At 70.5% G+C, this 11,938-nt stretch carries 14 protein-coding genes; 9 read left to right on the forward strand and 5 right to left on the reverse strand.

The features are described 5' to 3' along the window. From ACIQFZ_RS00005 to truA, 3 genes are all read left to right on the forward strand, one after another. Window positions 1–444, forward strand: a 444-nt coding sequence (locus ACIQFZ_RS00005; protein ID WP_402690253.1) for a DNA-directed RNA polymerase subunit alpha C-terminal domain-containing protein, incomplete at its 5' end; no start/stop codon positions are given. A 204-nt stretch (window positions 445–648) separates the two neighbouring features. Beyond that, on the forward strand, window positions 649–1,155 hold the full coding sequence (gene rplQ, locus ACIQFZ_RS00010; RefSeq protein ID WP_365424378.1) for a 50S ribosomal protein L17: 507 nt from the start codon (window positions 649–651) through the stop codon (window positions 1,153–1,155). Between the two features lie 91 nt (window positions 1,156–1,246). Further along, window positions 1,247–2,101 carry a tRNA pseudouridine(38-40) synthase TruA gene (gene truA, locus ACIQFZ_RS00015; protein ID WP_402690254.1) on the forward strand — a complete coding sequence of 285 codons (855 nt, stop codon included), beginning with the start codon at window positions 1,247–1,249 and terminating at the stop codon, window positions 2,099–2,101. Window positions 2,102–2,160: 59 nt separating this feature from the next. Here the strand turns inward: truA and ACIQFZ_RS00020 are convergent, their stop codons facing one another. After that, window positions 2,161–3,042, reverse strand: a complete 882-nt coding sequence (locus ACIQFZ_RS00020) for a hypothetical protein (RefSeq protein WP_402690255.1) — start codon at window positions 3,040–3,042, stop codon at window positions 2,161–2,163. 377 nt (window positions 3,043–3,419) lie between these two features. Between ACIQFZ_RS00020 and rplM the strand changes: the two genes are divergently transcribed. The 3 genes from rplM to glmM all read left to right on the forward strand — a co-directional run bounded on the left by rplM (window position 3,420) and on the right by glmM (window position 5,980). Beyond that, window positions 3,420–3,863, forward strand: a complete 444-nt coding sequence (gene rplM / locus ACIQFZ_RS00025) for a 50S ribosomal protein L13 (RefSeq protein WP_030173943.1) — start codon at window positions 3,420–3,422, stop codon at window positions 3,861–3,863. 42 nt (window positions 3,864–3,905) lie between these two features. Then, complete coding sequence (rpsI, locus tag ACIQFZ_RS00030; RefSeq protein WP_095750302.1) at window positions 3,906–4,418, forward strand: 30S ribosomal protein S9; 513 nt, start codon at window positions 3,906–3,908, stop codon at window positions 4,416–4,418. 203 nt (window positions 4,419–4,621) lie between these two features. Then, window positions 4,622–5,980, forward strand: a complete 1,359-nt coding sequence (glmM, locus tag ACIQFZ_RS00035; protein WP_365424371.1) for a phosphoglucosamine mutase — start codon at window positions 4,622–4,624, stop codon at window positions 5,978–5,980. Between the two features lie 18 nt (window positions 5,981–5,998). On the opposite strand, the gene ACIQFZ_RS00040 is transcribed toward glmM, so the two are convergent. Together ACIQFZ_RS00040 and coaA are read right to left on the reverse strand one after the other, a co-directional pair. Continuing rightward, window positions 5,999–6,952: a DUF389 domain-containing protein gene (locus tag ACIQFZ_RS00040; protein WP_402690256.1), complete on the reverse strand. Its 954-nt coding sequence runs from the start codon at window positions 6,950–6,952 to the stop codon at window positions 5,999–6,001. A 16-nt stretch (window positions 6,953–6,968) separates the two neighbouring features. Continuing rightward, the gene (gene coaA / locus ACIQFZ_RS00045) at window positions 6,969–7,937 is read right to left on the reverse strand and encodes a type I pantothenate kinase (RefSeq protein ID WP_365424367.1); all 969 of its coding nucleotides are present in this window, start codon (window positions 7,935–7,937) and stop codon (window positions 6,969–6,971) included. Window positions 7,938–8,152: 215 nt separating this feature from the next. Here coaA and ACIQFZ_RS00050 point away from each other — a divergent pair, with 215 nt between their 5' ends. Then, complete coding sequence (locus ACIQFZ_RS00050) at window positions 8,153–8,941, forward strand: hypothetical protein (protein ID WP_402690257.1); 789 nt, start codon at window positions 8,153–8,155, stop codon at window positions 8,939–8,941. Between the two features lie 100 nt (window positions 8,942–9,041). Continuing rightward, on the forward strand, window positions 9,042–10,889 hold the full coding sequence (gene glmS, locus ACIQFZ_RS00055; protein ID WP_402690258.1) for a glutamine--fructose-6-phosphate transaminase (isomerizing): 1,848 nt from the start codon (window positions 9,042–9,044) through the stop codon (window positions 10,887–10,889). On the opposite strand, the gene ACIQFZ_RS00060 is transcribed toward glmS, so the two are convergent. Both ACIQFZ_RS00060 and ACIQFZ_RS00065 read right to left on the reverse strand, forming a co-directional pair. Next, a complete protein-coding gene (locus ACIQFZ_RS00060) occupies window positions 10,850–11,068 on the reverse strand; it encodes a DUF397 domain-containing protein (RefSeq protein ID WP_402690445.1) in 219 nt (72 codons plus the stop codon). The two genes, glmS and ACIQFZ_RS00060, sit on opposite strands and share 40 nt — an antisense overlap. A gap of 30 nt (window positions 11,069–11,098) precedes the next feature. Next, the gene (locus tag ACIQFZ_RS00065) at window positions 11,099–11,323 is read right to left on the reverse strand and encodes a hypothetical protein (RefSeq protein ID WP_383058763.1); all 225 of its coding nucleotides are present in this window, start codon (window positions 11,321–11,323) and stop codon (window positions 11,099–11,101) included. Window positions 11,324–11,523: 200 nt separating this feature from the next. Here ACIQFZ_RS00065 and ACIQFZ_RS00070 point away from each other — a divergent pair, with 200 nt between their 5' ends. After that, on the forward strand, window positions 11,524–11,895 hold the full coding sequence (locus ACIQFZ_RS00070; RefSeq protein WP_361418600.1) for a holo-ACP synthase: 372 nt from the start codon (window positions 11,524–11,526) through the stop codon (window positions 11,893–11,895). Window positions 11,896–11,938: the final 43 nt, after the last annotated feature.

The raw sequence follows: 11,938 nt of genomic DNA on the forward strand, positions 1-11,938 counted from the left end.
GTCGATGTCGAGACCAAGCAGGCCATGCGTCCGCGTGACGCCATGGCGTCCGCCGGCAAGACCCTGGTGGAGCTGTTCGGTCTGGCGCGCGAGCTGAACATCGACGCCGAGGGCATCGACATGGGCCCGTCCCCGACGGACGCCGCCCTGGCCGCCGACCTGGCGCTGCCGATCGAGGAGCTGGAGCTCACGGTCCGCTCCTACAACTGCCTCAAGCGTGAGGGCATCCACTCCGTGGGTGAGCTCGTCGCCCGCTCCGAGGCCGACCTGCTGGACATCCGCAACTTCGGTGCGAAGTCCATCGACGAGGTCAAGGCGAAGCTGGCCGGCATGGGCCTGGCCCTGAAGGACAGCCCGCCCGGATTCGACCCGACCGCCGCGGCGGACGCGTTCGGCGCCGACGACGACGCGGACGCGGGCTTCGTGGAGACCGAGCAGTACTGAGCGTTCCGCGGGGAGGCCGTACTGTGTCTGCGGGCCGGTTGTGGCCGGTCGCGCCCACGCGACGGAGTCGCATGTCGACACCACCCCGCGCCCCTTCCGGGAGCCCCCTTCGGGGCGGCTCCCGGATCTCTGACAGACAACCGTCTGCTCAGATACTGACTCCGGTACCTGATACGGCCGGGGCAGACAACTAGGAGAAGAACCATGCCGAAGCCCGCCAAGGGTGCCCGTCTGGGCGGCGGCGCCGCGCACGAGAAGATGCTCCTCGCGAACCTCGCGAAGGCGCTGTTCGAGCACGGTCGCATCACCACCACCGAGGCGAAGGCCCGCCGCCTGCGCCCGTACGCCGAGCGTCTGGTCACCAAGGCGAAGAAGGGCGACCTTCACAACCGCCGCCAGGTGCTCCAGGTCATCACGGACAAGAGCATCGTCCACACGCTCTTCACCGAGATCGGCCCGCGGTACGAGAACCGTCCGGGTGGCTACACCCGCATCACCAAGATCGGCAACCGCCGTGGCGACAACGCGCCCATGGCCGTGATCGAGCTGGTCGAGGCGCTGACGGTGCAGCAGAACGCCGTGGGTGAGGCCGAGGCCGCCACCAAGCGTGCGGTCAAGGAGGCCGAGGAGGCCAAGGTCGAGGAGACCAAGGCGGACGAGGCTCCGGCCGAGGCCACCGAGGCTCCCGCCGAGGAGTCCAAGGACGCCTGAGGCCCTGCCTGACGTCGGAAGCGGGTCCGCCCCTCGGGGCGGGCCCGCTTCCGCGTTTCTTCCGGGGGATCCGCCCTGAGAGGATCTGCACGTGAGTGACGAAGTACAGCCCGGTCATGTCCGCGTCCGTCTCGACCTGTCCTACGACGGCACCGCCTTCCACGGCTGGGCCAAGCAGGCCGGCGGCAGGCGGACCGTGCAGGGGGAGATCGAGGACGCGCTGCGCACGGTCACGCGGTCCGCGGAGACGTACGAGCTGACCGTGGCCGGACGGACCGACGCCGGCGTGCATGCGCGGGGCCAGGTGGCGCACGTGGACCTGCCCGAGCGCGTCTGGCGCGAGCACCACGAGAAGCTGCTCAAACGGCTCGCCGGGCGGCTGCCCAGGGATGTGCGGGTGTGGGCGCTGCGGCCCGCGCCCAGCGGCTTCAACGCCCGGTTCTCGGCCGTCTGGCGCCGCTACGCCTATCGCGTCACCGACAACCCCGGCGGTGTCGACCCGCTGCTGCGGAGCCACGTCCTGTGGCACGACTGGCCCCTCGACGTCGAGGCCATGAACGAGGCCGCGCGGCGGCTGCTGGGGGAGCACGACTTCGCCGCCTACTGCAAGAAGCGGGAGGGCGCGACCACCATCCGCACGCTCCAGGAACTGGGCCTCGAACGCGGCGGCGACGGCATCATCACGGCCACCGTCCGGGCCGACGCGTTCTGCCACAACATGGTGCGCTCGCTCATCGGGGCGCTGCTGTTCGTCGGTGACGGCCACCGTCCGCCGGACTGGCCCGGAAAGGTGCTGGCCGCGGGCGTGCGGGACTCCGCCGTGCACGTCGTGCGACCGCACGGGCTGACCCTGGAGGAGGTCGGCTACCCGGCCGACGAGCTGCTCGCCGCGCGCAGCCGGGAGGCGCGCAACAAGCGGTCCCTGCCGGCGGCCGGCTGCTGCTGAGCGGCGGTCCGCCGGTCCCTCGTGTGTCGCCCGCCGCCGCCGTCGCGGCGGGCGACCGGCTACTGGTTGGCCGCGGCCGACGCCTGGGTCTCGCCGCGCCGGCGGATCTGCTGGAAGGAGAACTCGGCGAGGTCGTCGCCGGCCCGGAAGGCCGCGGTGTCCTTGTTCGTCACGCTCGTGCCGTTGGTGAAGCCGGTGAGGGTGAAGTAGGCGTAGCGGCCGTAGGAGTTGGTCGTGGAGCGGCAGACGGCGCCGTTGCAGAAGGCCTTGACGCCGCTGCCGGACAGCGGCTTGATGATGCTCTTCTTGTCCGTCTCGCTCTTCGCCTTGAGCGCCTGCGCCTCGGTGTCGAAGACCGCGATGCCGACCGTGACCGCGACGCCGCCCTGGCTGTAGGTCACCCGCAGCAGGCGGGTGCAGTCGTTGTCCGTGAGGGCCTTGACGAGCGTGCCCTGGGCGGCCGTGGCGCAGCTCTTGGCGTCGTCCGTGGGGCCCTTCTTGTACACGGTCTCGCCCATGGTCAGCTGGGTGCCCGGGAAGAGCGTGTCCGTGCTGAGGGGGGCCGTGTCCTTCTTCGCGCTGGATATGAAGTCCTTCGGGTCCAGCGGAGGCGGAGCGGTGGTCGGGGCGAAGGACGGCCCCGTGGCGGACTCGCTCGGCAGGGCGGAGGTGCCGGGCGGCTGGGTGGCCGGCCCGCCCGACGCGTTGTTGTCGCCGTTCGCCGACACCACGGCCATGGCGACGGCTGCGCCGATCCCGACGGTGGCCAGCAGGCCACCGCCGACGAACAGCAGCCGGCGCCTTTTGTTCCGTGCCTCCGAGGCCTCGGCGAGCGCGGCCCAGTCCGGGGTCTGGCCGCTGCCTCCGCTGTTCCGCGACTGCTCAGAATTCGGTTTCCAGGGATCCCACTGGGACTGCGAGCCCCCCTGCCCATAACTCATGGGGCGCATCTTAGACGGGGTCCGGGGGCCCTCCGCGCGCCCGCCGCCGGCTCTCCCGGTGCCTTAGGTGCACGCCGGTACAAAGCGACGCGCCGCCGACGGATACCAGCCGTCGAGCGGCCGGGAATGCGGTGCCGGGACCGCCGGGACCCGCGGTCGCACACCGTTTTGACCGTTCCAGGGCGCCACGGGTATCCTGCATCTTCGTTGTGTATTGGCTTGCTCATTCTCACGGGACGGGCCCTTACACCGGTCCACCGGGCCGATGACCAGCGACCAGCACGCGGTTTGCGTCACCGTGGTGCGGTCAGGGCTGTCGTGATCGTCTTCGGTGACCTTGTCAGGACCACCCACTGAAGAAGCGAAGGCTACGAACCGTGCGTACGTACAGCCCCAAGCCCGGCGACATCACGCGCCAGTGGCACGTCATTGACGCCCAGGACGTCGTCCTGGGTCGCCTGGCGTCCACCGCCGCCACCCTCCTGCGGGGCAAGCACAAGCCGATCTACGCGCCGCACGTCGACGCTGGTGACTTCGTCATCATCATCAACGCGGACAAGGTGCACCTCTCCGGCAACAAGCGGACCCAGAAGATGGCGTACCGCCACTCCGGCTACCCGGGTGGTCTGCGCTCCGTCCGTTACGACGAGCTGCTCGACAAGAACCCGGAGAAGGCCATCGAGAAGGCCGTCAAGGGCATGCTCCCCAAGAACTCCCTGGGCCGTCAGATGCTCTCGAAGCTGAAGGTCTACAAGGGTGACCAGCACCCGCACGGCGCCCAGCAGCCGGTGCCGTTCGAGATCACCCAGGTCGCGCAGTAAGTCCGGCCACCCCCTAAGACTGAAGAGAATCTGAGGAGAATCGTGGCCGAGACCACTGCCGAGCAGCCGCTCGAAGAGCTTGACATCGACAGCTACACCACCGAGTCCGAGGTCCCCGTCGAGGGCGAGTACACCTCGGAGTCCATGGCCTCCCGCTTCGGCGAGCCGCAGCCGGCCGCCGGCCTGGGCCGCCGCAAGAACGCCATTGCCCGCGTCCGGATCGTCCCGGGCTCCGGCAAGTGGAAGATCAACGGCCGCACCCTCGAGGACTACTTCCCGAACAAGGTGCACCAGCAGGAAGTCAACGAGCCCTTCAAGGTGCTCGAGCTCGAGGGCCGTTACGACGTCATCGCCCGCATCGCCGGTGGCGGCGTCTCCGGCCAGGCCGGTGCCCTCCGCCTCGGTGTCGCCCGTGCCCTGAACGAGGCCGACGTCGACAACAACCGCGGCGCGCTCAAGAAGGCCGGCTTCCTGCGTCGTGACGACCGTGCGGTCGAGCGCAAGAAGGCCGGTCTGAAGAAGGCCCGCAAGGCCCCGCAGTACAGCAAGCGCTAATCTCAACGGCGCCCCTGCACGTACTCCGAACGCCCCGGCGGCACGCCTATGTGCCTCCGGGGCGTTCGTTTATCGCAAGGCTTCGGCGTATAACGGCACAAGGTGCTCAACGGCTGGTGTGATCGGATGCCCGGAGCGTCGAATGCCATGGACCGGCCCACGGACCGGCCCCTTCTCGAACTGACGCTTCCTCAGGAGGACAAGTGGGACGACTCTTCGGCACGGACGGCGTCCGTGGTGTCGCCAACGCGGACCTGACCGCCGAGCTGGCGCTCGGCCTCTCGGTCGCGGCGGCGCACGTACTGGCCGAGGCGGGCACCTTCGAGGGCCACCGGCCGACGGCCGTGGTCGGGCGGGATCCGCGCGCGTCCGGGGAGTTCCTGGAGGCGGCCGTGGTCGCGGGCCTGGCGAGCGCGGGCGTGGACGTCCTGCGGGTCGGCGTGCTGCCGACGCCGGCGGTGGCGTACCTGACCGGGGCGCTCGGCGCCGACCTCGGCGTGATGCTCTCGGCCAGCCACAACGCCATGCCCGACAACGGCATCAAGTTCTTCGCCCGGGGCGGTCACAAGCTCGCCGACGAGCTGGAGGACCGGATCGAGTCCGTCTACGAGGAGCACCGCACCGGCGCGCCCTGGAACCGCCCGACGGGCGCCGGCGTGGGCCGGGTACGCGACTACGACGAGGGCTTCGACGGGTACGTCGGCCACCTCGTCGGCGTCCTGCCGAATCGGCTCGACGGACTGAAGATCGTGCTCGACGAGGCGCACGGCGCCGCGTCCGGCGTCTCGCCGGAGGCCTTCCGGCGTGCCGGGGCCGAGGTCGTCACCATCGGCGCCGACCCGGACGGCCTCAACATCAACGACGGCTGCGGCTCGACCCACCTCGGCCCGCTCAAGGCCGCCGTCGTCGAGCACGGCGCCGCCCTCGGCATCGCGCACGACGGCGACGCCGACCGCTGCCTGGCCGTGGACCACACGGGCGAGGAGATCGACGGCGACCAGATCCTGTCCGTGCTGGCGCTGGCGATGCGGGAGCGTTCCGCACTGCGCTCCGACACCGTCGTCGCGACCGTGATGTCGAACCTGGGCTTCAAGCTGGCCATGGAGCGCGAGGGCATCCAGCTCGTGCAGACCGCCGTCGGCGACCGCTACGTCCTGGAGGAGATGAAGGACAAGGACTACGCCCTCGGCGGCGAGCAGTCCGGCCACGTCATCATCCTGGACCACGCCACGACCGGCGACGGCACGCTCACCGGCCTGTTGCTGGCCGCCCGGGTCGCCGGGACCGGTCGTACGCTGCGGGACCTGGCCTCCGTGATGGAGCGCCTGCCGCAGGTCCTCATCAACGTCCCCGACGTGGACAAGTCCCGGGTGAAGACCTCCGCCGACCTGGCCGCCGCGGTCGCCGAGGCGGAGCGGGAGCTGGGCGGGACCGGCCGGGTGCTGCTGCGCCCGTCGGGCACCGAGCCGCTGGTCCGGGTGATGGTCGAGGCCGCGGACATCGAGCAGGCCCGCTCGGTGGCGGGCCGCCTGGCGGATTCGGTGAAGTCGGCGCTCGGCTAGTCCTTTCCGGTCGCAGCACTAGAGCAGGCCCTGGCCGGCCTTGGACATGCGCTCGCGTTGCCTCGCCCAGAACCACTTCTGGGCGAGCAGGGTGAGCGTGCCGGCCAGGACGATGCCGAGCATGTTCAGCAGGAGCTGGATCGTCGAGCCCAGGGTCTGGGCGGTGCCGCCGTAGGCGAGTGCGACGGCCGCGTTGGCGGCGGCCGGGACGGTGGTCACGGAGATGGCCACGCCGATCAGGGCGCCGGACTTGGCGGAGGTCAGCGAGAGCGTGCCGGCGGCTCCGGCGAGGACGGCCACGACGAAGGAGAACGCGTCGGGGGCGTAGACGAAGGCGGTGTTGGGCCGGGCGCCCTCCAGTTTCGCCTTGCTGAACAGCCCGACGGCGTCCATGAACAGCGTGAAGCCCGCCGTGACCGCCATCGCCAGCGCGAACCCGGCCAGCAGGGCGATCAACGAGCGCAGTGCCAGCCGCGGGGCCCGCTGGACCAGGGCCGTGCCGATGCCCGCCAGCGGTCCGAACTCCGGTCCCACGGCCATCGCGCCGACGATCAGGACGGCGTTGTCGAGCACCACGCCGCAGGCGGCGATCATGGTGGCCAGCGTGATGAACGCGAGGTAGGTGACCGACAGCGTCGACTCCTCGTGCGTGGCCTCCGTCAGCTCCTGCCACAGCACCGCGTCCGCGCCCTCGCCCGGTGCCGCCTTCTCGGCCCGCTCGGCCTGGGCGGAGAGCGTCAGGTCGGGGCTCTCGACGGAGACGGAGCCGCTCCGTTCGATCCCCAACTTCCGCAGCCCGTCGAGGAGTTCGTCGCCGGCTTCGCGTGCGACGTCGCACAGGACCACGTCACCGGCCGGACTGCGGGCGGCGGAGGGCAGCACGACGAGGTGCGCGGTACCGACCGTCGTCTCGATCAGACGCACCACGGCGTCGGTCTGTTCGGGCGGTGTGATCAGGCGCAGATGCAGCATGGCGGCAGCGTAGACGTCACAGTTTGCGCAGGCTCAGCCGCTGCACCTTGTGGTCGGGTCCTTTGCGCAGCACGAGCGTGGCACGGCCCCGGGTGGGGGCGATGTTCTCCACCAGGTTCGGCTTGTTGATCGTCCGCCACATCGTGCGGGCGTAGTCGAGGGCCTCCGCCTCGGACACCTGGGTGTACTTGCGGAAGTACGAGGACGGGTCCTGGAAGGCCGTCGTGCGCAGCTTGCCGAACCGGTTCAGATACCACCGCTCGATGTCCTCGGCGCGCGCGTCGACGTACACGCTGAAGTCGAAGTAGTCGGCGAGCCCGACCCTGGTGCGGCCGTCCGTGCCGGGCAGGGCGGGCTGGAGGACGTTCAGGCCCTCGACGATCAGGATGTCGGGGCGCCGTACGGTGAGCTTCTCGCCGCGGACGATGTCGTAGATGAGGTGGGAGTAGACGGGCGCGGTCACCTCGTCCTTGCCCGCCTTGATGTCGGCGACGAACCGGGTCAGGGCCCGCCGGTCGTACGACTCCGGGAACCCTTTGCGCGACATCAGCCCCCGCGCCTCCAACTCCCGGGTGGGCAGCAGGAACCCGTCGGTGGTGACCAACTCGACCCGCGGATGCTCGGGCCAGCGGGACAGCAGCGCCTGGAGCAGCCGGGCGACGGTCGACTTGCCCACGGCGACCGAGCCGGCCACCCCGATCACGAAGGGCGTGCCCGACTGGGACCCCTGCTCGCCGAGGAACGTGTTCAGCGCGCCGCGCAGCCCGTCCGTGGCGCCGACGTAGAGATTGAGCAGCCGGGACAGCGGCAGGTAGATGTCGCGCACTTCGTCGAGGTCGATCACGTCGCCGAGACCGCGCAGTTGTTCGACCTCGGCGGCGGAGAGCGGCAAGGGCGTCTTGTCACGCAACGCGCTCCACTCGGCGCGGGTGAGGTCGACGTAGGGAGTCGCCTCCGGCCGGGACCGGTGGGCGCTCCGGGGCATCGAAGAGACCGGAGAGATCACATTCCATTGTTAACGGAGTTCGAACAGCGCGCAGGGTGGGGTGTGTCACGTAGGCGGATGCGGGAGATCACGTCGGCGTCACGGTTGGGTACCGGGCGGCCAATTCATGATCATCTTCGGGTCGCGGTGCGTAGGGTGCCCGTTGACTCGCCGCGGAGACCGTCCGCCGGTCAGAAGAGAAAGAGTGCCCTTCCGTGAGTTCCCCCGTGGTCCGCCGTACCGCGCTCGCCGCGTCCACCGCCGCTCTGGTCCTGCTCGCCACCGCCTGCGGCGGCTCCTCCGGCAGCGGAGACGAGAAGGCCGGTGACGGCAAGACCGCGCAGGCCGACAAGACCGCCTCCACCGCCCCGGCCAAGGCGCTGGGCGCCGCCGAGTTGGAGAAGGCAGCGCTCACCCAGGCGGACGTCAAGAGCGGCAAGGTCACCACCAAGCCGCCGGCGACGGACGACGTCGCGCAGGACAAGGTGAAGACCGGCGACACCGCCTGCACGCCGCTCGCCCTCCTCCAGGCCGGCAGCTACGTGGGCACGCCCGCGGCCACCGTGAAGCGGTCGTGGCTGGGCGACGCGAAGAAGCCCCCGGCGGGCGCCGACCCCCAGGTCGCCCTGCTGGCCGGACTCGACCGGTCGAAGGTCGTCGTGACCCTCGCCTCCTACGACGACGACGGCGCCGAGCAGGCGATGAAGGACCTTCAGGCGGCCGCCGGGAAGTGCGCCGGCGGTTACTCCTACACCGCGGCCGGCACCAAGACCGGGATCGACAAGGTGGCCGTGACCCAGGCGCCCGCGGGTGCCGACGAGGTGTTCGCCGTGACGCAGACCGTGAACGCCGAGGGCGTCAAGGCGCCGGTGAAGGGCGTCGTCGTCCGCAAGGGCGCCACCCTGGCCTACTTCCCCGCCGTCAACCTCGCCTCGGCCGCCTCGGGCAAGGACTTCGACTTCCCCGCGGAGCTCGTCGACGCACAGCTCGCCAAGCTGAAGTGATCCGGAGACCCACCGGGGCCCTTCCTGCCTCGGTGGGAATTTCCGATTTCGGGCATGAAGGAGCCACTTTCGGTGGGTGTGTGCCCGTAGGCTGCCGCCCATGTGCGGAATCGTGGGATACGTGGGGTCGCAATCGGCACTCGAAGTCGTGATGGCCGGTCTGAAGCGGCTGGAGTACCGGGGTTACGACTCGGCCGGTGTCGCCGTGCTCGCGGACGGCGGGCTGGCGGCGGCGAAGCGGGCCGGGAAGCTGGTCAACCTGGAGAAGGAACTCGCGGACCGGCCGCTGCCGACCGGTTCCACGGGTATCGGGCACACCCGGTGGGCCACCCACGGCGGGCCCACCGACGGCAACGCCCACCCGCACCTCGACAACTCGGGGCGGGTCGCCGTCGTCCACAACGGCATCATCGAGAACTTCGCCGCGCTGCGGGCCGAGTTGGCCGAGCGCGGGCACGAACTGTACTCCGAGACCGACACCGAGGTCGTGGCGCACCTGCTCGCCGAGGAGTTCTCGGCGAGCGCCGATCTCGCGGAGGCCATGCGGCTGGTGTGCCGGCGCTTGGAGGGCGCGTTCACGTTGGTCGCCGTGCACGCCGACGAGCCGGACGTGGTCGTGGGTGCCCGCCGCAACTCCCCGCTGGTCGTGGGTGTCGGCGAGGGTGAGGCCTTCCTCGCCTCCGACGTCGCCGCGTTCATCGCCCACACCCGCTCCGCGATCGAGCTGGGCCAGGACCAGGTCGTGGAGCTGCGCCGGGACGGGGTGACGGTCACCGGGTTCGACGGTCGGCCCGCCGACGTCCGCTCCTACGACGTCGACTGGGACGCGGCAGCCGCAGAGAAGGGCGGCTACGACTACTTCATGCTCAAGGAGATCGCCGAGCAGCCCAAGGCGGTCGCCGACACGCTGCTGGGCCGTATCGACGCGGGCGGCTCGCTGACGCTGGACGAGGTCCGCATCTCCGCCTTCGAGCTGCGTGAGATGGACAAGGTCGTCATCGTCGCCTGCGGTACGGCCTTCCACGCGGGCATGATCGCCAAGTACGCCATCGAGCACTGGACGCGGATCCCCTGCGAGGTGGAACTCGCCAGCGAGTTCCGCTACCGGGACCCGATCCTGGACGCGCAGACCCTCGTCATCGCCATCTCCCAGTCCGGCGAGACCATGGACACGCTCATGGCGCTGCGGCACGCCCGCGAGCAGGGCTCCAAGGTGCTGGCCATCTGCAACACCAACGGCTCCACCATCCCGCGCGAGTCGGACGCGGTCCTCTACACCCACGCGGGTCCGGAGGTCGCGGTCGCCTCGACGAAGGCGTTCCTGACCCAGCTGGTGGCCTGTTATCTGGTGGCGCTGTACCTGGGCCAGGTCCGCGGCACCAAGTGGGGCGACGAGATCCAGGTGGTGATCCGCGACCTGTCGCAGATCGGCGGCGCGGTCGAGCGGGTCCTGGAGACGATGGAGCCGGTACGGGCGCTGGCGCGCTCGCTCGCGGACAAGAACACGGTGCTGTTCCTCGGCCGGCACGTGGGTTATCCGGTCGCCCTCGAAGGCGCCCTGAAGCTCAAGGAGTTGGCGTACATGCACGCCGAGGGCTTCGCGGCGGGCGAACTGAAGCACGGGCCGATCGCGCTGATCGACGAGGACCTGCCGGTGGTCGTGGTGGTGCCGTCCCCGCGGAGCCGGTCCCTCCTCCACGACAAGATCGTCTCCAACATCCAGGAGATCCGTGCGAGGGGTGCCCGCACGATCGTGATCGCGGAGGAGGGCGACGAGGCGGTCGCCCCGTACGCCGACCACCTGATCCGCATCCCGGCCACCCCGACGCTCCTCCAGCCGCTGGTCGCCACGGTGCCGTTGCAGGTCTTCGCCTGCGAGCTCGCCACCGCGCGGGGCAACGAGGTGGATCAGCCGCGGAACCTGGCGAAGTCCGTCACGGTGGAGTGACCCTTCAGCGCTTCAAGGAAGTTGGTGAAGGCCTCGGCCGGGAGCGTGACGGTGCCACCGGCCGGGGCCTTGGAGTCTCGGATGACTGTGTGGGCGGGGGAGTTGGCGATCTCGACACAGTTGTTTCCGTTGCCGCCGTCGGAGTAGGACGACTTCCGCCAGTTGACCGGGGTGGCCACGATGAGCCTCACCATTCCTTGGCGGAGCCGTCAGTTCCGCTGCCGGGCCCACCTGCGGACGCGGCTCGTCAGCCAGATGAGCAGGAATTCCGACAGCCACATGCCCCGGATGAAGCCGGCGCTGGTGTCCGGGGCCTGGAGCTCCTGGATCGTCGCGGTCAGGGCGATCAGGCCCCACACGACCGCCACCGCGACCGCCGGCCAGACCGCCACCTGGCGGCCCTGGACGCGGGGGCGCTTCACGGTGGTGGCCATCGATAAGCCGTCGTGGCCCGTCAGGGCACGGGCCCGTCGGGGCGCACGGTCATCGCCGCGCAGGCGTCGTACCGGACGGTGACCGGGCCGCGCGGGGTCCGCAGCACGCTGACGGTCGGTGAAGTGATCAAGTCGCCGCAGGCTGGCAGCCCCCTGTGACAGACGGACAGGTGATTTCGCGGGGCCGTAGGGTGCTCCGCATGAGCATCATCGGGGTCGGTATCGACGTGGCCGAGATCGACCGGTTCGCGGCGTCACTGGAGCGGACGCCCGGACTGGCGACGCGGCTGTTCGTGGAGAGCGAGTTGCTGCTGCCCGGCGGGGCACGCCGGGGCATGGCCTCGCTGGCCGCCCGCTTCGCCGCCAAGGAGGCGCTCGCCAAGGCGCTCGGCGCGCCCGCCGGACTGCTGTGGACCGACGCGGAGGTGTACGTCGAGGATTCGGGCCGGCCGCGGCTGCGGGTGACCGGCACGGTCGCCGCCAAGGCCGCGGAACTGGGCGTCCGCTCCTGGCACGTGTCCCTGAGCCACGACGCGGGAGTGGCCTCGGCCGTGGTGATCGCGGAGGGCTGACGCCTCCCGCCACCGCCCCCGCTCACCGGTCCGCGTGCGGGAC

Source organism: Streptomyces sp. NPDC093064, from assembly GCF_044754605.1.
Lineage (GTDB): Bacteria > Actinomycetota > Actinomycetes > Streptomycetales > Streptomycetaceae > Streptomyces.

What these genes read in the sequence shown, in the direction of transcription:
- rplQ (WP_365424378.1), top strand. Translation starts at nt 649, where the DNA reads ATGCCGAAGCCCGCCAAGGGTGCCCGTCTGGGCGGCGGCGCCGCGCAC.
- ACIQFZ_RS00020 (WP_402690255.1), bottom strand. Translation starts at nt 3,042, where the DNA reads ATGAGTTATGGGCAGGGGGGCTCGCAGTCCCAGTGGGATCCCTGGAAA.
- ACIQFZ_RS00040 (WP_402690256.1), bottom strand. Translation starts at nt 6,952, where the DNA reads ATGCTGCATCTGCGCCTGATCACACCGCCCGAACAGACCGACGCCGTG.
- coaA (WP_365424367.1), bottom strand. Translation starts at nt 7,937, where the DNA reads ATGCCCCGGAGCGCCCACCGGTCCCGGCCGGAGGCGACTCCCTACGTC.
- glmS (WP_402690258.1), top strand. Translation starts at nt 9,042, where the DNA reads ATGTGCGGAATCGTGGGATACGTGGGGTCGCAATCGGCACTCGAAGTC.
- ACIQFZ_RS00065 (WP_383058763.1), bottom strand. Translation starts at nt 11,323, where the DNA reads ATGGCCACCACCGTGAAGCGCCCCCGCGTCCAGGGCCGCCAGGTGGCG.
- ACIQFZ_RS00070 (WP_361418600.1), top strand. Translation starts at nt 11,524, where the DNA reads ATGAGCATCATCGGGGTCGGTATCGACGTGGCCGAGATCGACCGGTTC.